The sequence below is a fragment of the Roseateles chitinivorans genome, from assembly GCF_050632145.1.
Classification (GTDB): domain Bacteria; phylum Pseudomonadota; class Gammaproteobacteria; order Burkholderiales; family Burkholderiaceae_C; genus Roseateles; species Roseateles chitinivorans_B.
This window is the reverse complement of record NZ_CP192577.1, coordinates 5,190,569-5,209,657: the sequence shown is the minus strand read 5'-3', so window position 1 is coordinate 5,209,657 and position 19,089 is coordinate 5,190,569. Positions and strand designations below refer to the sequence as shown.

General features: G+C 61.9%; 12 protein-coding genes. 6 read left to right on the top strand and 6 right to left on the bottom strand.

Annotation, left to right across the window (positions count from 1 at the left end):
- Window positions 1-314 precede the first annotated feature (314 nt).
- Window positions 315-524: a hypothetical protein gene (locus ACQ86G_RS23960; RefSeq protein WP_431257645.1), complete on the top strand. Its 210-nt coding sequence runs from the start codon at window positions 315-317 to the stop codon at window positions 522-524.
- 106 nt (window positions 525-630) lie between these two features.
- Here ACQ86G_RS23960 and ACQ86G_RS23955 read toward each other — a convergent pair whose 3' ends face one another.
- The 4 genes from ACQ86G_RS23955 to ACQ86G_RS23940 form a co-directional block, all read right to left on the bottom strand.
- A complete protein-coding gene (locus ACQ86G_RS23955; RefSeq protein WP_431257644.1) occupies window positions 631-1,704 on the bottom strand; it encodes a DUF932 domain-containing protein in 1,074 nt (357 codons plus the stop codon).
- A gap of 440 nt (window positions 1,705-2,144) precedes the next feature.
- Window positions 2,145-3,149, bottom strand: a complete 1,005-nt coding sequence (locus tag ACQ86G_RS23950; RefSeq protein ID WP_431257643.1) for a DUF7146 domain-containing protein — start codon at window positions 3,147-3,149, stop codon at window positions 2,145-2,147.
- Window positions 3,150-3,152: 3 nt separating this feature from the next.
- Window positions 3,153-3,632, bottom strand: coding sequence for a hypothetical protein (locus ACQ86G_RS23945; RefSeq protein WP_431257642.1), 480 nt, complete (start codon window positions 3,630-3,632; stop codon window positions 3,153-3,155).
- A gap of 239 nt (window positions 3,633-3,871) precedes the next feature.
- A complete protein-coding gene (locus ACQ86G_RS23940; protein ID WP_431257641.1) occupies window positions 3,872-4,495 on the bottom strand; it encodes a hypothetical protein in 624 nt (207 codons plus the stop codon).
- Between the two features lie 507 nt (window positions 4,496-5,002).
- On the opposite strand from ACQ86G_RS23940, the gene ACQ86G_RS23935 reads away from it, so the two are divergent.
- Window positions 5,003-6,166: a hypothetical protein gene (locus tag ACQ86G_RS23935; protein ID WP_431257640.1), complete on the top strand. Its 1,164-nt coding sequence runs from the start codon at window positions 5,003-5,005 to the stop codon at window positions 6,164-6,166.
- Between the two features lie 518 nt (window positions 6,167-6,684).
- Entirely contained in the window at window positions 6,685-7,083 is a 399-nt protein-coding gene (locus tag ACQ86G_RS23930; RefSeq protein WP_431257639.1) for a helix-turn-helix transcriptional regulator, read from the top strand.
- Between the two features lie 139 nt (window positions 7,084-7,222).
- Here ACQ86G_RS23930 and ACQ86G_RS23925 read toward each other — a convergent pair whose 3' ends face one another.
- Together ACQ86G_RS23925 and ACQ86G_RS23920 are read right to left on the bottom strand one after the other, a co-directional pair.
- Window positions 7,223-8,173 (bottom strand): IS481 family transposase, encoded by a 951-nt coding sequence (locus ACQ86G_RS23925; protein ID WP_431261483.1) that lies wholly within the window; start codon window positions 8,171-8,173, stop codon window positions 7,223-7,225.
- 295 nt (window positions 8,174-8,468) lie between these two features.
- Window positions 8,469-13,070, bottom strand: coding sequence for a DUF3224 domain-containing protein (locus ACQ86G_RS23920; RefSeq protein ID WP_431257638.1), 4,602 nt, complete (start codon window positions 13,068-13,070; stop codon window positions 8,469-8,471).
- Between ACQ86G_RS23920 and ACQ86G_RS23915 the strand changes: the two genes are divergently transcribed.
- The 3 genes from ACQ86G_RS23915 (at window position 13,065) to ACQ86G_RS23905 (ending at window position 18,885) form a co-directional block, all read left to right on the top strand.
- Window positions 13,065-13,802, top strand: coding sequence for an AraC family transcriptional regulator (locus ACQ86G_RS23915; RefSeq protein ID WP_431257637.1), 738 nt, complete (start codon window positions 13,065-13,067; stop codon window positions 13,800-13,802). The two genes, ACQ86G_RS23920 and ACQ86G_RS23915, sit on opposite strands and share 6 nt — an antisense overlap.
- Window positions 13,803-14,313: 511 nt before the next feature.
- A complete protein-coding gene (locus tag ACQ86G_RS23910; RefSeq protein WP_431257636.1) occupies window positions 14,314-17,463 on the top strand; it encodes a metallophosphoesterase in 3,150 nt (1,049 codons plus the stop codon).
- A 519-nt stretch (window positions 17,464-17,982) separates the two neighbouring features.
- Window positions 17,983-18,885, top strand: coding sequence for a site-specific integrase (locus ACQ86G_RS23905; protein ID WP_431257635.1), 903 nt, complete (start codon window positions 17,983-17,985; stop codon window positions 18,883-18,885).
- Window positions 18,886-19,089: the final 204 nt, after the last annotated feature.

Below are 19,089 nucleotides of genomic sequence, written 5' to 3'. Positions count from 1 at the left end.
CAATTGGCAATTGGCAATTGGCAATCGGAAATCCGAAATCGGAAATCGGAAATCGGAAATCGGAAATCGGAAATCGGCAATGGGATATTGGCCGCCGCTGACATGGGCGCTGATTCGCCGTGGAACGTCGCGCCCGAGTGTTCTGCCACGGAAGTCTCCGTGCCTTCGTGGCTCAGTGCATCTGTGATTGCAGCGACAGGGACGCTTGCAAGGGGCGCTGAGAGCGCGCAGCATCGTTCATCCTGATCGGGTGCTTGTTTGTGTACCGGCCCGCGAGCATCGTCATCAGCATGTCCACGCATCGGGAGAGTGCCATGCCGGCAGTCGACCTTATCCAGGAGTGGCAGCGCGCGGAGGGCAAGTTCTTCGCGGCATACCGAACGATTTACGCGAAGTTGCGGCGGGGCGCCTACGTCAACGCCGAGGAGCTGGCAGACCTTGCCGAGCTGTCTCGAGCGGCCCGCGCGCAACATCGCGACTATGTTGCGAGCGTCACTTGTGCGGGCCCACCCGCCGTTCCATGAGGTATCGCCTGGCGTACGTCGGCGCATTTCATTGGACAGATTCGTGCTGGAAGGGGCCCCCGCACCCTGGGCCGATGTGACCTGGGGTGGGGAGAGAGGACGGCCCTCAGGCGGCCGTGGCGAGGGTGGCCCAGTCGCGGTGGTTCAGCTCGACCAGCTTGCCGCCAAGCGCTTCGAACTCGGTGGCGCGGTCGTAGTCGTCGACCTCCTGGCTGAAGTGCGTGACGGCGTTGACCAGGCCGTAGCCGCTCAGGTCGCCCCCGCTGATCAGGTGGCGCAGCACGCCCGAGCGTTCGCCGTCGCTCAGATCGAACCGGTCGGCGAGCACCTCCACGGTCTTGACCGGGTCGCCCGTGAGGCGCACGCCCATCGTGCGCTGCAGCTTGTGCGCGCCTTCGAGAAAGGTCTTCTCGGACACGGTGGCCTGCACGACGTCGCGCACCTTGAGGAAGAACGCGCGGTCGTCAGCGCGAAGCGTCTCCTCCTGGAAGATCCGCAGGGCGTCGTCGTCGCCGCCCAGTGCGCCGCCCAGTGCGCGGCCCACGTGCGCCTTGCGCAGCGCGCGCTCGGGCACGATGAGTCCGTTGCTGCACAACACGCGGTACATCAGCGGCTGGACCGACAAGGTGCCCTGGCCGACCTCGGAGTTCGAGATCACGAGGCCCGCCTGGACGATGTCGCCGGCGGCCATCGTGTAGGCCAGCGGCGGCACCACCACCTTGAGGTACATCTTGGTGTCCGTGAGCTCCATGGACTCGAACCGCACGTCGGGCAGCGTCATCAGGATGGGGATCACCGCGTTGGCCAGGTCGTGGTTGTCCAGGCGCCGGTAGCGGTCGGACAGCACGGCGCGCGCCTGACCGTCGAGCGTTCTCACCATCTTGTGTCCTTCGTCGCACTGCAGCCAGGTGTTGACGTTGCGGTCCAGCAGTTGTGGCTGCTCCGAACGCATGCGCTCGAAGTAGGCGAAAGGGATGTTGAGCTTGGCCGCGAGTTGCCGGCGCGCGAGCTCGGTCACGGCGAAGTCGCCGCCTCCCGGGTGATCGATGATCAGGTGGGTGTCCCCGGCTTCGCGAGTCTCGTGCCGCATCAAGGAGGGATGCAGCACCAGGTCGCGCTTGCTCGAGAGCTGCCGCTCCAGTTCGCTGGCCAAGGCGACCAGGCTTCGTCCGTTACGCATGAGAGTCTCCAATCGACAGTGGTGCGGGACGCGACATCCCCGTGGGACAGCGCCCCAGGGGGTGGTGAAAATCCGCGGTCTTGACCGCGGGCATGTATGGCGCGAGCAGGTCGCGCATCTCTTTCAAGGCTGTCTTCGCCGGCGCACGACGTGGCCGGCCTGGTGCGACAGCGACCAGGGGAAGGCAGGAATGCCTGGAAACATCTGGGGCTCGCCTTGTCGATGAGCGCGTTGAACGCGTTGAGCACGTTGAGCGCGGTGCCCGCCGGCGCGGCGGGCCGGTGTCAGGCGCTCATCGACAAGGCGAGTCGCGGCTCGTGGCCGGACTCGTCCTTCGCGGCATCGCCAGCGCGGGTGCGTCGACGGTGTCGCTCACGGGGCATGCGTCTCGCGTGCCCCTCTGCGGCGGTTGGCGGATGCGGCGGTTCGTGCGCCGCTCCTCATCGTTCGTTCTTCATCTGCCGGACCACGCTCCACCACACATCGGCCCAGTCAGCGCCGCGCTTGCGCGGGAGCATCACCTGAACGTCTCGCGGGGGGCCGTGTCGCGCCTCCTTGCGCAGCCGGCGTGCCAGCGCATAGGCGCTGGCTTCGCCGTCGAACCCGGCATCCGCGTCGTTGTCCCCGAAGATCAGCACTCGGCGGACGTGTGTTGGCACCCAGAGCCGCTCCAGGTTGCCCGCATTGAGGCCCGCCCAGACGGGCAGGTTCTTCAGCAGGTGCACGGCAAGCGCGGTCTCGATGCCTTCGGCCACGGCGAGCACCTCGCCGCCAGCAAACAGCCGGATGGCAGCGCCGTTGATGCCCGTGGACAACACCTTCTTCGCGTCGGGCAGCGCTGCGCGCCGTCCGGCGTCGAGGTAGGTGCGGTGCAGCGCGACCAGCTCGCCGTCGGGCCCGTCGATGCGCGCCACCATGGCGGCGTATTCCCCCAGCCGCCGCGTCCTGCCGCTGTCTGCGCGTCCGTAGTAGCCGAGACGTGGATGGCATCTCAGCGCGCCTGGGTAGTCCTCCAGCCCCAGACCGCGGCTGCTCAGGTAGCGATCAACGGCGTCTCCGGCACGCACGCGGACGGACTCGTCCCAGATGCGTCGCGCCAGCGTCGTCATGCGTGCCGCGGTCGGCTGCTCTTCGGAGCGCTTGGGCGCGCTGCCGACACAGTCATGGACCTTGCGCAGGGTGGTGGCGAAGTCCCAACCCAGCGCCGCCTGGAGCAGCTTGAAGCCGCCGCCAGGGCCGCACTCCGGGTTGCGGCAGTGGTAGTTGCCTTCCTGGAAGCGATCGGTGTACTGGAACCGGTCCGTGCCGCCGCACAAGGGGCAGGGCATGTTCTTGCGACTGAGGATGCGCTCGTCCACGCCGAGGCACCGCAGGATCTCGTCCCAGCGGCCGTGCGCGCGAGTCTTGACGTCATCCACGCTCAGGGCGTAGTGCTCATCGGTCATGACTCACTCCTGCGGCGCGTGGTGCGGCCCGTTCTTCCTGTGGTCCTTCAGGGCGTTCCTCGGGTCGTGCTTCCTCTCGCTCGTCGGGTCGTTTCGCGATGGCGACGCCGTGGTGGATGGCCACTCGTCGCAATCGTCCTGGTTCGGGTCGCGGCTCAGACCGATCGTTGGCTGGGAGCTCAAGCCGCTGCACTCGCGTGGCGACGTGGGGATGGGGGACGACGCTGGGCTGGGCGCGCGATCGGGCTCAGTGTCTCGTGCGGTTGACGGCGCGTTCTCCAGCGCATTGTTCAGCGCGGTTTCAAGATCCGGTAGCGGCGCGTTTGTCGAAGCGTCTGTCGAAGCGCCGGCCACGTCGTCCTTGTGGCTGAGCAGGCGGCGCGAGGGACGCTCCGCCGGTTCTTCGCTGTCCAGGTGCCAAGCAATGCCGTAGGAAAGCAGCAGGCCGAGCACGAGGGAGAGGACGGCAAGATAGGTCTTCATGTGGATCTCCTGTGCACCGTCGCTCGGAAGGGACGGTGTGGGTGGTTGAAAGCGGATCTACTGGGAGCGTGTGGGCGCTGCCGGGATCGGCAGGTGCATCTCAGAGCGGTCGGTCAGGGTGCGACCGCGAGGGGCGGCAATGGCTGGGAGGGGCTGCGATGGACCCATCGGACTGCGCCCATCGCCTGCACACCGGCAGCAACTCGGCGTCGACGGCCGTGGCCTGTATGCACGCCTGCTCAGGCGAACAGGTCGCCCTGGGCAGCGATCACCCTGACCTGTTCGTTGATGCATTGCGGATTTCGGGCGAGCTGGGCTTCCACCCACGCGGGGTTGTCGGCCAGCGCGTGGGCGACCCAGTCCGGGTACCTCGTCAACGACTCCGTCAGCCAACGGCGGGCGTTGCTGGCGATGTGCTCACGGATGGACTCGCTGTCGACCCGCCCGCAAAACGCGACGGGTGACAGGGGGCTGCACCCGACCACGCGCAGGCAGCTCACGAAGGAGAAAGGCTGTGTGTCCTTGTCCGGCTCCGTGAAGACCCACCGCAGGGTGGATAGTTTTTCTTCGAGTGGCGCAGCAGGGTCGGCCAGGTGCCGCACGTCCTGCAGCAAGCGCCAATGGAGGAGGACGATCTCCTCTTCAGTCCACTCGCAGCGCGCTTGAGCGCCGCCAGGGTGGTGATCGCCCACGGACTCGTTGGGCTCGTCGAGCTCGTCTGGATCGTCACCTTCCAGATCCTTGGTAGGTATCGAACGCCCGCGGCGGATGGCGTGCATGCGCAGACGATCTGCCGTGCCGCCCGATAAGGACGGTGGGGTCGTCGGGGACGGCGGATGGTTGATTGAGATGCGTTGCCGCATGGCGGCCTCCATGGAAAAACGGAGGCGCTACGACCCTCAGGGGCGCAGGCCCCACGGGGTTGAATGACTCGGCGATCGCCGAGCGAGGAGGGGGTCGCGAGACCCGGGCTGGCTTTGGACGGCGAGGTGTCGCTGTCTTCGGTGTGCCAACTACCGACGGGAAAACATGGCCGAAGCGGAGCCGCAGTGCTGCTCTCAAAGTCGATGCGTGCGTCTCATCAGCCGCCGAGCTGGGCCCTGTGTGCCGGGTCATCGCTCGGAGGCGAACGGGGATGGCCGTCCCGTTCCCAACGTCCGCGCGGGAAGACGAGCGTCTTGTGACGCTGATCAGCGGCGCGGGCCAGCCGTTGGACTCAAGTTAGGCACTCCGGGCCGTAACGTCAATCGCGGGGTCGGTGACGGCGCGGGCTGCCGGTGAATTCAACGCGAGGGCTCGGCGATTTCGGGGTGGTGGCGGGGTGCGGCGGTGCACAAGATCATCGCCAGATCCGACACACGGAGGCATCGATGGCCGACAGCACGATCGTGAAGACCGACCAGGGCGGCGTGAATGAACGCATCCTGGCCCGGGAGGCCAAGGCGGACTTCCGCCGCGTGGAAGCCGCGAGCCTCAAGATGCGCACCCATCTCACGAGCGCGGAGGCCAAGCGGCTGTTCGTGCGGATGTTCAATACCTTGCAGCTCAACGCGCACTTCATCTCGGTGATCGCGCGCACGCGGCTGGAGCACCGCGAGATCGAGGCCGTGGAGGAGACGCTCCGCAAGGAGATCGACGCGGCCAAGGAGACCTTGGGGCAGGCCATCGACGGAGCGGAGGCGCTGTTCCAGGTGAACGGCATCAGCAGCTTCGCCAGCTACGACACGCAGCCCCTGGAGATCGAAGTCGGGATTCTGTCGTCCGCAGGCCGCCGCTACCTGGAGGTGCTCAACCAGTTCGACCAGTTGATGCCGCTGCTGCAGACGCTGGAGATCCACGAGGTAATCACAACGAAGACCCTGGACATCCAACGGGCCACCTTGAAGCGCCAGATCCGCAATATCGCGACGACCGCGCGTCGCTTGGCCACGGCGCTTCGCCGGCGGATGAACGCGCTCTCGGGTGGCAGCGATGGCCCGGGTGGGGCCGGCAAGGTGCGTGGCGCTAGCAGTGCGCGCGTCGCCGGCTCGGGCAAAGGCGACGACGAAGCCGCTCGCGAGGCAGTAGAGGACACCGAGGCACCCGGGGAGAGCTTCACAAAGACGGAATCTGTCGCCGGGGACAGTGCGTTGACCTTCGCCCGGAATCGCGGCGAGACGCTGGCCGGCGGCCTTGGCGAGCTTGGCAATCTTGGCGATCATGCCGAAAGTGACAAGGTCGGCGACGGTGGTGATCGGAGTGCCAACGATGAGTTTGACAACGAACTTGGAGATGAATTCGGCGATGAACCGGAGGATGCGGCGGGGACGGGCTCCCGGCACCGCTACACCTCCATGGCGGCGCCGGGAATGCGTCGCGTGCGGCGCAGCCTCGCGAGGGCGCCGGCTTCGGAGGCGACCTCCGCGCCGCTGTCCCTGACACCCCCCACAATCTTCGATGATTCCGCTTCGCCCTTGGCGCACGACCTGCAGGTGGCGGAGGCCGCAGCGGAGCGGGTGTCCGCCGACGATGTGTCGGAAGAGGACGATGAGTGAAGCGGATTGACGAACAGGTCGGTTGGCGTGGACGACGTTGCGAGGCATCCCACGTCATCTCACCAACCGGATCCAGGTGAACGCACGTTTCGACAAATCGGGGTGGCGCGCTCAGATAGAGGTTGCTCTGTCATCATCACGCCCTATCCTGGATGGCAATGGCCACCGCCGAGGTCTTTCCTCGGCGAAGGGCGGAGGCAGCTGGTCCTCTCACAGGCATTCCAGCCCCACAGCATGTTTGCGAGGCGCGGTGACACGGAGGGCGCCCGCCGCCTGAGCTACGCGAGGTTCTCGGCCTTTGCGAGGTTCTAAAGGTCAGCGAGGTCCGCAAGTTTGGCGACGCTGGTCTCTCGTCACGTACCACGCCCTACCAGTCCATTCCTACATGCCATGCCGCCCAGGGGACGTCGGCGGTGTGAAGCGCAGCTTGTCGTCCCTAACGTGTCGTGCTTCAGACCGCGCCGCACGCGAACAAGTGGTCGCCACAGCGCCGGCGCTTGCCGTGCAAAGGTCGCACCATGTCCACCTACGTTCAACGAATGTCTGTCCTGCCGGACACAGGTTTCCTGCGTCAACCGCAGGTGCTTCTTTTCATCCCCTTCTCCAAATCCACGCTTTGGCGACGCGTCGAGGCGGGGTCATTTCCAGCGCCTGTCAAGCTGTCGTCGAAGGTGACCGCCTGGCGGGCGGAAGACCTGCGGATGTGGATCGCCGCGCAGACAGAGACGATGCAACCTTGGAGACCGGCGCCGGTGCCGGTTTCCGTCCCGGTGCGGCCGACGGCCGCGACCCGTTCGCAGGCGGTTCGACCTGATCGCGCAAGTCGATCGAATAAAACGGATTCATCTGGCGGGTCCGGCGGGTCTGCCCTTGGTGATGCTGATCAGCGCCGTGGACGTGGGCGTGCTGCACGCTAAGCCTTGAGCGCGCGCGACGGTGCCCGAGCGCCGTCGTGTGTCATCCATGGGAAGGGGCGACGATGTGACCGTCGTAAACCATGCCGAAAAGGACCGCGCAGCCTCCGTTGAAGTGGCTGCCTGCGCGTTGCGTGCACGGCTAGGTGTGAAACGTCAAGACGTTATGTCCTGAAGCATTAAGCCTGGTCATTGGTGCGACGTCGCCGATGCCGCTGTGCGGGCGATGCCAGTTGTAGTGGTGCATCCAACTGGCCAAGGCCGCGGTGCGATGGTGGGAGTTCTGATACGTCCAGCCGTAGGCCCATTCGCGTAGCGCTGACTGGATGAAGCGCTCGGCCTTGCCGTTGGTCTGCGGCCGATAGGCCCGCGTGAAGCGATGCTGGATGCCCAGATCCTTGCACGCGGCCGCGAAGTCGCGAGATCTGAAGGCTGCGCCGTTGTCGGTCAGAAGCCGCTTGAGCCGCACGCCCAACGACGCGTAGTACGCCGCGGCATCGTGCAGGAACTGCACGGCCTGCGGTGTCTTCTCATCGGGCTGCATCTCCGTGAAGGCGATGCGCGCGTGGTCGTCGACGGCAACGAACAAGGTCTCCCATCCAGCACCTCCAACGCTGTCACGGCGGTCGCCGGTGACGCGATGGCTGGGCCGGACGATGCACCCAAGCTTCTTCGTGTCGATGTGCAGCAGATCTCCCGGCGCCTCGTGCTCGTAGCGCTGCACCGGCTCGACCGGCTTGAGGTCGCTGAGCTTGGAGAGCCCGGCGCGTGCCAGCACACGGCTGACCGTCGACTCGGACACGCCCACCGAGCGCGCGATGCGCGCTTGCAGCAGGTGCCGACGCCGCAGCTCCACGATCAACAAGGCCTTGGCCGGAGCGATCGACCGCGGTGACTTGGCGGGCCTCGAGGACGCGTCTTCCAGCGCGGACTCACCGCCCGCGAGATAGCGGGCCAGCCACTTGCGGGCCGTCGCCGGGGTCACGCCGTGCTCGGCTGCGGCCTGAGCGAAGGAGAACCCTTCGAAGGTGAGCTGCTGGACCATCTGGAGTCGACGCGCGAAGGTGAGTCGGGCATGCTTGTGGGTGTTCATCCGGCTGCTCTCCTGAGTGACTGGGGGTTTGGCGATTTCCAGTCTCTCAAATTCAGCCCGGGTGAACACCCGACACAACCTATGAAGCTTCACAGCTAGGCGCAACCACGACGCTAGCGGAGCGGCTGTCGCGCGAGCAGCTCAGCCTTCCAAAGCGGAGCCGAAGGTCAGACAGGGGTGACGCCTTAAGGCTGAGAGCGGAAATTGCTGACCGGCCGCTCTGCCGACCGCGAAGTGAACGTCCGACCAGGCCCAGAGGAAGGGGCTCGAACATGTCTACTGAAGCTGGGGTGATTTACAGCGCAGATTGCTCGATGTTCAGAATCACAACCTCAACCCGACCTTCTGAAACCGCGCGGCTGTTGGCAACAAGCCCTGCCTTGAGCGCCTCAGCGGTCTGCGGGCGCCGCCAGCCCCGCCCTGGCGATCTCGCGGCCTTGCTCTCCGGAACGCTGGTCCCGAACCAGAGCACCAAGTAGATGCCACGTTTCTCGGCGGCATAGTCGCTTGCGTACAAGCGGTCCAGTTGCGAGTCCGCCGCATGCCATAGATCTTTGTGCCATTGGCCCTTGATCTCGATCGGTACCCTCATCCCGCTCAGCGTCGCGCTGATGTCGGCGCGCTTGTCATTGGCCATGTGCCCTTCCGGCGCAAGATCAATGCCCTCGGGTGTCGGGCCAAGCATGGTCAGCAGATGGTCGCGGCACCGCTCCTCCCCGAACGGGCTACCGCTGTGGCCGTAGAAGCCCCGCCACGGGTCCGCAGGATCGCCGATCACCCGCTTCTGAATCTGGGCAAGCAACTCGATTAGGGTGGACTGAAGATCTAGGACGGTGGCTGGCGGGCCCGCTTCGACGATGGCCCTGACTTGAGCCAAGGACGGCGAGCGGTAGCGATCTTCCGTGGCCTTGCGCCGCTGCTCGGAGAACAGCACTTTTAGAGTCGCCGTATAGCTGTCGTCAGGAACGTCGCGCAAGGCCTTGAGCGCGGTAACGCCTTCGTCGGACGTCATCGCAGCGATGCGATTCAAGACGCTGAGGAGAAACTCGGAAGCGTCCCACGGGTTGGAGTCTCCAGTCCACCCGTTGTCAGGATGCCTCCGTTGCGGGAACGCTCCACGGAACGCGTTGAACACCCACGCAAGCTGATCCACGGAAAGCGAGATACCGGATTGGCGATCCCGTGTCGGATAGACACGGCGACGTAGCGCCCAGATCAACTTGGGGTCGCTCGCGGCGGCAGCCGACAAGCGCTTCGCTTGGGCCGGGAAATCGGCGACGAAGGCAGCCGCGTTCCAGATCTGACGTAGTTCTTCGTGCAATGTTCCGGCCAAGCGTTCATTGGCAAACTCGCGAAGCTCATCGAAGCGGCGCGAGGCAATGAGCCGATCAATCAGCTGCGCTGCAGGCTCCGTCGCCATATCGGGAAAGTCGGCCAGCCATTGCACAGCGATGTCAGCAGCCCTTTTGCCATCGAGGTCGCTCCACATCATTTGCACAAGTTGATCGACGTTCGATAGTGGCTTCTCCAACTGGAGACCAACCCATTCGTGCAAGGTCGGCTCCAGCAGTCCGCGTTTGGACATTTCTTGTTCAATGGCAGGCTGCAGTTCTGGGAGCTTGGCGTGATCGTCGATGCGGGTGTGCCGAAGTTCAATGAACGCCGCTTTGAGCCTGTCGTCTGAGATGCCGCCGAATCCCGCCCTGACGCGGACCCGCTCGGCCAATGCCGCGACGATCACCCGGCTCACGTTCCACTGCATCGATTCGACATGACTCTGCGCGATCTCCCGGGCCGTAGGTTTCGCATTGTTGAGGATGAACGCCTCGAACCCCGCGATCGCGGCGTGAGTGACTTCGGTGCCGACCCAGTTGGTGAGACGCTCCACCGGTACTACGTCATGGTCCAGGTCGTCATAAAGGTCGAGGTATCCGTAGGCCAGGTCAATGACGTGACCCGCGGTACCTGTCCGGATCTTTTCGATGTCCTTGCTCATGCCAAGCCGGGCCTTAGCCCAACGCTCGGCCTTTGCAATTTCCCTCTTCTTCGATTCCCGCGCCTGATTGATCTCCCAGTCGTGAACTTTGGGGAGCGGAAGTTGGCTGATGAAGTCCTCGAGCTGTCGTTGGCCTGCCGCAAACCGGCGGGCCGCGGCGCGAGCCGCCGCTCCTTCGGTCTCCGAATGTGAGGTCAGCCGAAGCAGGTCTTGCCATCTCTCCTCCGAACTCTCGGTCTGTGGATCCATCGATTCCAGGAGCTGGACGATGTCCTCCTCGGTCGGAGCAAAGCCACTTGACCGCGTCGTCAGCCTGAACGCACGTTGCCAGACCGACTTGGGCCCGGACTCATCGATCAAGACCAGGCGCTGAACGCCACGACGGAGTTCGACGTTGTTGCGGATGAGGGCGTGCACACGCTTGCGTTGGTCACGCTTGTATCCCACGTCTTCGTCAAAGTTCCGCAGCCAACTCCAGACCCGCACCGCCGGGGCTGGCCCCATCGCCAGTCGCCGTTCGATCAGCCGGTATCCCAGATCGGTAAGCTCGTCGTTGCCGGCGCGCTCATGCCGGTTGCCCAGGGCGGCAAGCTGTTCGGCCAAGCTGTCGAGAATTCCGTCCAGGCGCCCGCCAGGAGTTCTCTCCGCCAGCCCATTGAACTGCATGATCATGCGCCGGCTGGCCTGGGCATACCGGACCGCCGACCTGACGATCTGCGCGTCTGAAAACGTGCCTGGTCCGATCTCCTTCACGATGTCCATGGCCATCCGCGGACCGTCCGCCCCTGCAGACAGCGCAGCGTCTGCTGTGGCGACCCAATCCTCGCCGCCCATTGACGTCAAGGCTTCGAGCGCCGCCCACCGCACCGAATAGGGGGCTTCCGGTGCAAGAACGATTGCCCGCAGGTCCGACCTGAACAACTCCGAAATCGATGATCCGCTGACTGCCGCTATCAGCAGGACTCGCAAGCCATAGGGGACGAGGTCGCTCGTTATGAGTGCACTGACCCTCGCCACGAGCGGCGGGCGCATGATGCCTCTGAGAGACAGTGCCGTGCCAGCGCCCGCTACGAACCGCTGGTCCTCGGATGCGCTGCGCTCAAGCGCGTCGAGCAACAGCTCAGACATAGCTGGACTAAGCGCCCAGGCATCGCCGTACTCAATCACACCGGAGGGATCGGCTGCGATCACTTCGGGTGCCAGATCAGCGCTATGAATCGCAAGCCACGCATGGAGGCCGCGTAGCGATGACGGGACCACGTCGGGAGAGTGGAAGAGCGCCAACAGGCGTTTACGCTTCATCGACGAACTCGCCTGCCGAGCGAGCCATCGAGCTCCCAGGAACTCGCCGATGCTGCGGTGCCAGTAGCTCAGTCGATTGGGTGCACCTGCAGTTCCAAAGAGACGGCTGCCAAGCACCGACCGCAGTTCCTGCGCGCCTGGAAGCGCCGCGGCTTCAGCGATCTGGATCTCGAACTCTTCCGGCTCGGCGGTCTCATAGACGATGGCTTCTGCACCGCTCAAGATCAGCGCGGCAAATGCGGCACCCGCGGCGTCCAAGGCCGTCTGCGAGTCGGGCTGCAGATCTAGCTTCTTGTTGCTGTGCTCGCGCCGGAGCTCTTCCACGGCCTTCTCGAAGAGCTCGGCTTTCGTCTCAGGGAGAGGACCGGTAACCACGACGCGCGAAATCATCTGCAAAGTCTGCGGATTTCCCAGGAGACCCGCCAGATTTGAGCCTTCAAGCCTGCCGATCACTTCCCTTGCCCTGACTGAATCACCACTCAGTTCGAACGTAAGGAGGCCGTGTATGTCCTCCTCGTCGAGTGGCTGCAGGTGAATAACCAATGGGTCCAGATCGGGGTACTGTTCCTTGATGGCCTCACTTCCCGTGACATGGCGCCAGTCGGAGGTCCGACATGACATGACGAACCGAGGAAATCCGAGATCTGCGAGCTTTTGCAGCATCACGTCGACAGCATCGCCTTCGTTCTTGCTGCTGAGCTCATCCAGCGCGTCAATCACGAGCGTGGTCGAGTTGTCGAGAAGGCGCGCTGTGCTCGATCCCGAGTTCCTGAGCTGCTTGGCGGTTCGAAACAGGTAGCCGGGTTGCTCGCCAAGCCACGCAAGGAGTTGCGTCTTGCCCATGCCGGCCTCACCAAGGACGACGACTGATTGCGGCTTCGCGGGCAAGTCTGCCTGGCTCAATGTCTCAACGGTGCCGCCGTCGGTCTGAAACCAAAGCGTTCTGGAAAAGATGGGGCGCGTCATCGGCATCAGGTCGGATCGGTCAGATGGTTCAATGCTATTGGACATCCCCTGGGAGCTGGGCGCGGCCCAAAACGCCGGGAACTTGCGCATGACCAGCGCGCAAGTGCACACGGCCCTACAGCCTAAACTGTCGAATAGCGGCCCGACGGTACAGCGCGCCACTTGTACCTTCCAAGATGAATGGCTGCTTTCCATGGCCACGTAGCCGGCCGACCCGGCGACCGCGCTTCGGAATGCGAGCATCTCGCCAGCGCTGACGGCCTCCAGGGAACCATGGAACTTCTTGTCCAAGGTCATCCGGCCGAGTCCGGCTTGAGAGGCCGCGTCGGTTGGCGGCTGTGGCGAGAGTTGGACCTCGAACGGTCCGGTGATAGTGAGGACATCCAAGGCAGTCTCCTTTGCTGCATCGGGCGACGCCGCTTCGGCGACGTTCGCGGCGAGGGCGGCGCATATCGCTGCGCCGATCAAGGCTGGTGAAATATTCATGGCAACATGAACCGAATCCGCCGGGAATGACCGGCCATCCGTATTGAAGCAGCGAACGCGATGTCGACGATTGGAAAAGCGCGACAACCCTTTGACCACCGCGTGCGGGGAGTCCTGCACCGATTGCCGGAAGGCGAGTTCGTGCATTCACGCATCGCGCCGCCGCTGGATCTGGCCGATCGGATCGAGCATTTCTGGCGCGTGCGCTGGGATCTGGAAGGGCTCCCACCGCGGGTACAGGAAACCCTGCCGCATCCCAACGTGCACATCGTCATCGGACCCCGGTCGGCTGCTGTCTGGGGCGTGCATACGCGGCGCTGGACACGCGAGCTGGCGGGCCGCTCCCAGGCGTTCGGCATCAAGTTCCGGCCGGGCGCCTTTCGCAGCCTGGTTGGAGGACCGTTGTCTGAGCTGGCCGACCGGGCGCTGCCCCTGGCCGAGCTCTTCGGTCCCGAGGCGGTCGTGTTGAACGAGGTGCTGGACTGCGCCGACGCCGAGGCGGCGGCCCTCTCGTCCGAATTCCTGCGTGCGCGTCTTCCTGCGCTGGACGCGCCCGCGAGGCTGGTCGGTCGCATCGTAGACTGCGTCGCCGAGGACCTGACGCTGCACTCGGTCGACGCGCTCGCACGGCGCTTCGAGATGAATCCGCGCACGCTGCAGCGCCTGTTCAACGACCGTGTCGGCGTTGGCGCGAAGTGGGTCATCAAGCGCTATCGCATGCATGAGGCGCTGGCCCGCGTGCAAGCCGGACAACCAGCGTCATGGGCTGCCCTGGCTCAAGATCTTGGCTACTTCGACCAGGCCCACTTCATTGCCGACTTCCGACGACTGGTCGGCGAGACGCCCGCGAGCTACGCGCGCGCCATACGTGAGGTCTAGCAAAGCACTCGTCCTGACGGCGCGGCAATCGCTTCGCAGATGCCGGTGTCGTTCGGAGGCCGCATTAGGCTGTCTGCTGACGCTGAGTTGGACTGGCTCAACGACCGCTGCTGCAATTACCGGTCATCGGCAGTTCGGGGGGCGTTGAGCCTTCAGTCCTCGATCCTGGTCATGGGAATGTCGATCACGAACGGCTCACCGCTCGGCTTCAGCAGCCTGGCGAGCCCACCGCAGCCATCACACGGCGCAATCGCGCTCGGGTCACCGATGCGCCGGCTCTCCAACGACTTCGTCTCGTCGCCTGAGTTTGCGATTCGGAATCTGACAGGTCCGACTATCAACAGGCGGGTCTTTCCACTTGCGGCCCCGTGTCATCCGTGGGCAACGCGAACCCTGCGTGTTCTCACCGTGCATTACATGACGTGCCGGCATGTTCTACCGTAGGAAATCCCCCGTTAGACAAGCCCTCAGAAATTGAGCATGCTTGCCAAATGATTTTCGGGAGGAAACGGTGGACAAGACATTGAAGATCCTGCATCTATCAGATTTGCATCTAGACAAGGACCTCTTGCGGGACCAGCGCGTTGTGTTGAAGGCACTTTTCCAGGATATCTCGGAGACCGTCGCTGACCAAGGGCCATATGACCTTGTGTTTTTCACCGGCGATCTCGTCGCCAAGGGTGGCTACTCAGACGTCAATAAAGCGGAAGTGATAAGTCAATTTATTGTGCCTCTCTTGTCTGCGGCGCAAATTGAGCCGTGCCGCCTCATCCTCATTCCTGGTAATCATGATGTAAATCTTAAAGGCCAAGCAGGCTTGATTGCATCCGCCCAAAAAAGCATCCGTTGTGACGATGATGCCGCAGTATATTTGAAGGAAGCAGTTGTCCCAGGGCTCAATAATGGACTTGAAGGCTTCAATGACATATTAAAGAAGCTCGATGGAGGAGATCCGGTACTTAGCAACACGCACTATCGAGCCTACTTGCTTGATATTGATGGCTTAAAGGTCGGCATCGGTGCGATGAATTCGGCTTGGCACGCGACAGGCGCTCCATCCGACGGAGACTATGGGAAATTGCTTGTTAGCCGTATGCAGATGGATGAGGTTGTTGAGGCTATCAACGGGGCAGACTTGAAACTCGCGCTGCTCCATCATCCGCTTTCTTGGCTAACGCCAAAAGACGCACAAAATACGCATCGTCAAATTCTCGTCAATTTCGATGGATTTTTTCACGGGCACAATCACGAATCTGATGCCGTCGTTTCCGTTGGAGCGTCGAGCACGTACTTCGTCAGCAATGCTGGATGTCTTTATCAACATAGGGATTACTTTAACGGGTACTGCTCAATAAACTATTTCCATCGCAATAAGCGTTGGGTGGTTCGTGCTCGCGAGTATTACGAGGCGCGTCAGGTTTTTGATAAGGCGATACGCTTTAATGCCGACGGCATTGCTGAATTCATTCAGACGCGTGAGGGTAATTCGAGTTTGGCACCACCTTCACCCTCCGATGAATACATTGATTCGGTGCAGGCTACGTTTGATTCGCGGCTCCTTCCATCCTTGGTGTCCGAGGTAGCGCCGCATAGCTTGAAATCTATATTTGTAGAACCCCCGCTGAGTCGTGTGTCGCAACGCAAAATTGACGGGAGCGGCAAGAATGGAAAAAGCGGGATGTTCGTTCCCCTTAAAGATCTGCTTCAGTCCAAAAGGCACATCATGTTCCTCGGGACGAAGGACATGGGGAAAACAACGCTACTGCAGCACGTCTGCTCACTAAGTCTGCAATTTGGTTCCGAAATGCCGCCTTTTGGTGGATATATCGACCTTGAGATTGCGGGGGACACAGTCCCAAGTTTGGTTGATGCAGTCATTTCCTTCTGTGGAGGTGCTTATAGAAAACCGGAAATTATCGCACTTCTTCAAGCAGGAGAATTTTGCATCTGCTTTGATAATTTGGACGAGCGCCGGGCGAAGCAGTTGAAATCTGTGCGCGAGTTCTGCGCGCTTTATCGCAATTGCCGCTATTACTTCTCAATGATTGAGGATTTGGATTATTCGCTTTCCACAACCGAAGTGCCGTTGGTTGCTGAAGGTGGCGCTGAAGTTATTTACATGCACCCGTTCGGGCGCAAAGAGACGAGACTGCTTACCCATAACTGGTTTGGTGAGTCATTGGAAGAGTGTGGAGCAAAGGTTGATGAAGTCCTCTCCTTGCTCGGTCGGTTAAATATTCCCAGGTCACCATTCCTAATTTCTGCGCTGCTTTGGATTCGCGAACGTCAAACTCAATTCACTCCAGTTAATCAGGCGGAAATTCTCGATGCGCTGATAGACGGCGTCATGGAGAAATTGTCGGAAACAAAGGATCGCTCCAAGAATGACTCAACTATAAAGCGTCATTACCTCGCCGCCTTGGCCGAACATTTGTACAGCACTGGCAAGAAGAAGATTCCAACGCTAGAGTTGGAAAGTTTCACCGTTAAGTATTTTTCGTCAAAGGGGTTGCTCACATCCACGGGGCCATTTCTTGCTGAGCTTAAAGCAAAAAGAATTCTGCTAGAAGTCGGCAATGAAGTTAGTTTTATGTTCGAAGCCATTCGAGCATTCTTCTTGTCAACTCGTCTTCATGAGAGTCCGGAGTTGCTTGCAAAAGCACTTTCACGCGAGCACTTCTTGGAGTTGGGTGAGGAGTTGGACTATTACACTGGTCGGCATCGAGATCGCCCGGACGTGTTGAAGCGAGCACTGGAGTTGGTTGCTGAACTTTGTATCGAGACAAATATCAAGCATGAACTCAGTGAGTTCGACAATATCCGCATTGGTGACGCTCCAGTAGGCGCGCCCATCGCCAGTCGTCTCGCCCCCGTTCCTTCAGTACGCCCTTCGATTGCGCAAAGACACGAATTACTCGATTCATACGACGAACGCGCTGCCGGCAAGGCTACTTCCAGTGCCGAGGTTGTCCGGGCCGCGAAGGGACAGAGTGGAATCGCGCGCTATTTGGAAGCTTTGAAAGTGGGGTCGACAATATTGAGGAACTCCGAATTAGTCGGCGATCTTGCATTGAAAGAGGAGGGGTACGACAAGCTTACCAACGGATGGTGCCAGGTTCTAATTCAGGTTGTACACGCCATTGATACTGAAGCCAAGGGTGGCATCAGCAAACCGGTTGATGATCCTGTTTTGCATTTGTTGCAAGGATTATTGCCCACGGACAATCCGGGTATGGCGAAGCATTTGAAGAAACTGGTGATTCCGAATGTAATCATCTCATTTGCGCTGGAGGCAATTGGTACCTCAAAGCTTCAGATCGTGATGGAGAAGCATTTGGGCCATTCCCATACCACTGCGCAGCGCGTCCTTGATGTATTCCTGATGGTTGATCTTCGATTCCCAAAATGGTTGAATCATCTCGAAGGTCTGTTGAAAACTTATCCAAAAAATAGGTTCGTGTGTGAGCTTGTCTTCGCCAAACTCTTTCAAATCTACATGCTTGGCCGCCTGCATGTAAATGAGGAAGAGCGCATCAGGTCTCTACTGGGCGAGACGATTGCGTTGATGACTCCTGGCAGCAAAGGGAAGGAGAAAACACAGCGTAAGGGGAAATTTCTGACGGACCTTGAAAGGCGTAAACTTATTAAGTATCAGAAATAGATTCATTTTGGCAGAGGGTGCCTCTGTGCAGGATATTACAAATCTAAATCAAATGCCGGGCAGCGATTCCGGGGAGCGCGGCACGGCTATGCGTCGAGACTGCGCGGTTGAAAAATAGGGTAGCGGTTACTGGTGAATCGTGGGCCGCCTCGTGATGGTCCTACGAACCCAGCACCCCGTAGGGCGGCCCTCCGTGCCATCGCCCTATTGCCGGATCGAACTTCTGCTTGATGCCCGATAGCGTGAGTACGCATTCGCGCGGCCACTGGCAGCGATCGCTGCAGAGCTGTCGCTCGCGGAACTCAGGCTTGGTTACCGAGCGGAATGTCCAGAATAGCCACGGTGCGCACGGCCAGCCTGACTTCGGATCTTGGGGGCTTGGAGGAAGCTTTCCTCGTCGTCCTGTGTCGAGCTCACGGCGGAGAGGCCTGACCTCGTAATCCTCAGTGCAGGGCTGGAATTTCGACGGGTCGCCGCCGCGCGCCGTGCGGATGATGTGGCGAACGCCAGGAGGATGCGATGGATCGTGGCAGCCACGCTTTGTCCGCTGAATTGCTGCGCCGAGTGCTCGCCGGCGACACCTACGAATCGGCGGCGCGGGCGCACGAGCTCACACGGACAGCCGTGGAGCGTCGGGCGAAGTCCCTGGTTCTTGCGCTGATTCGCGACGGCGCGCTCGCTGGCGTCACCGAAAGCCAAGCGCTTTTCGTGCGCACTTTGAGAAGGCACAGGGGCCGGATCGAGGAGGCGTTGGAAGCGTATGTTCCCGTAAGCTGCGATGAGCCAGTGTCCTCTCCGGTGCTGTCGGATGTCGATGTCCAGTCGGCGCTGCGCCGGGTGCGCCATCGCACCCGCACACCTGAGCGGGACACGGCGATGTTTCTGATCCTTTTGGCTACGGGACTGCGTCCGCTCGAGGTCGCGCGGCTCGAGATCCGCGACTATCTCCGTGCCGACGGAGCGGTGAAGACCAGCTCTCAGCTGCGTGAGGCAGTCGCGACCAATCGACGACTGCGACCCCTGTTCTTCACCAGTTCCGCGGTCCGCGACGCGATCGATGCGTATCTGGCGAAGCGAGCGGATGCGCTGGCGGGCGATCTGGCAGCGTCCTACCGCGGGCTGGACGGCGCCGACGCGCTGTTCCTAAACGAGGAGCAGCGGCGTTTTCAGGTTTTGGCGATGGCCACGCCCACCGGCACGCGGTGCCTTTGCCAGGAGATTCACTACGCCTATCGAAAGATCTTCAGGCGCATAGGGTACCCGGGCCTGTCCGCGTTAAGCGTGCGGAGCACGTTCATGGACCGGTTGAGCCGGCGCGGTGCCAGCGCGGGACAGATCGGTGAACTGCTGGGTCTGCGCGAACTGCGGACCCTCAAACGTCCACAGGTGCGTCTGGACGAGCTGGTGAACGAGCTGGTGTAGGGGAGTGATTGGGCAGCGCCGGCCGCCGGCTGGTACTTCGTCGCTCGCGGCCGATCGCCCGGACTCGGTTTGTTCGCCGCACACTGGCCTGCCATCAGCCGCTCGATCAGCCGCTCCATCAGCCGCCCTTCGACCGGGTCGTCGGTCTCTAAATCCCACGGGAGTTGGGCTTTGCGGAGCGGCGGGTCGAATCGCCCGAGCCCG

Coding starts and splice junctions, on each gene's coding strand:
- ACQ86G_RS23960 (WP_431257645.1), top strand. CDS start 315: ATGCCGGCAGTCGACCTTATCCAGGAGTGGCAGCGCGCGGAGGGCAAG.
- ACQ86G_RS23955 (WP_431257644.1), bottom strand. CDS start 1,704: ATGCGTAACGGACGAAGCCTGGTCGCCTTGGCCAGCGAACTGGAGCGG.
- ACQ86G_RS23950 (WP_431257643.1), bottom strand. CDS start 3,149: ATGACCGATGAGCACTACGCCCTGAGCGTGGATGACGTCAAGACTCGC.
- ACQ86G_RS23945 (WP_431257642.1), bottom strand. CDS start 3,632: ATGAAGACCTATCTTGCCGTCCTCTCCCTCGTGCTCGGCCTGCTGCTT.
- ACQ86G_RS23940 (WP_431257641.1), bottom strand. CDS start 4,495: ATGCGGCAACGCATCTCAATCAACCATCCGCCGTCCCCGACGACCCCA.
- ACQ86G_RS23935 (WP_431257640.1), top strand. CDS start 5,003: ATGGCCGACAGCACGATCGTGAAGACCGACCAGGGCGGCGTGAATGAA.
- ACQ86G_RS23930 (WP_431257639.1), top strand. CDS start 6,685: ATGTCCACCTACGTTCAACGAATGTCTGTCCTGCCGGACACAGGTTTC.
- ACQ86G_RS23925 (WP_431261483.1), bottom strand. CDS start 8,173: ATGAACACCCACAAGCATGCCCGACTCACCTTCGCGCGTCGACTCCAG.
- ACQ86G_RS23920 (WP_431257638.1), bottom strand. CDS start 13,070: ATGCACGAACTCGCCTTCCGGCAATCGGTGCAGGACTCCCCGCACGCG.
- ACQ86G_RS23905 (WP_431257635.1), top strand. CDS start 17,983: ATGGATCGTGGCAGCCACGCTTTGTCCGCTGAATTGCTGCGCCGAGTG.